This window comes from Streptomyces doebereineriae, from assembly GCF_031845645.1.
Taxonomy (GTDB): domain Bacteria; phylum Actinomycetota; class Actinomycetes; order Streptomycetales; family Streptomycetaceae; genus Streptomyces; species Streptomyces canus.
In genome coordinates this window covers 1-442 of record NZ_JAVREZ010000341.1, presented here as the reverse complement: position 1 = coordinate 442, position 442 = coordinate 1, and the positions used below count along the sequence as shown (strand labels likewise).

Annotated in this window: 1 protein-coding gene; it reads left to right on the top strand. The window is 69.9% G+C overall.

Translation table 11 applies throughout. The features are described 5' to 3' along the window. Positions 1-42: 42 nt before the first annotated feature. Positions 43-442 (top strand): SDR family oxidoreductase (locus RNB18_RS52195; protein WP_311721076.1); only part of this gene is annotated, 400 nt, incomplete at its 3' end.

The following is a 442-nucleotide window of genomic DNA, read 5'->3' as shown; positions in this document are numbered from 1 at the left end:
GTACCCCGACGTGCTCGGTCACGTCATGAAGCTGGCCCAGGCGTGACCAGCGAGCTGTCCGGCAAGCAGGCGCTGGTCACCGGCGCCGGATCGGGGATCGGCGCGGCCCTGTGCCGAGCGCTGGTGGCCGCCGGTGCCCAGGTGCTCTGCACTGACATCGACGGCGACGCCGCCGCGGCGACCGCCTCAACGCTCGGCGCCCGATCGGCTCGTCTCGACGTCACCGATGCGGCCGCCGTGCAGGCCGCGGTCGACGACGTGGTGGAGCGGGCCGGAAAGCTCGACTTGATGTTCAACAACGCCGGCATCGTCTGGGGCGGCGACACCGAACTGCTGACCCTCGATCAGTGGAACGCCATCATCGACATCAACGTGCGCGGCGTCGTGCACGGTGTCGCAGCGGCGTATCCGCAGATGATCCGGCAGGGCCACGGCCACATCA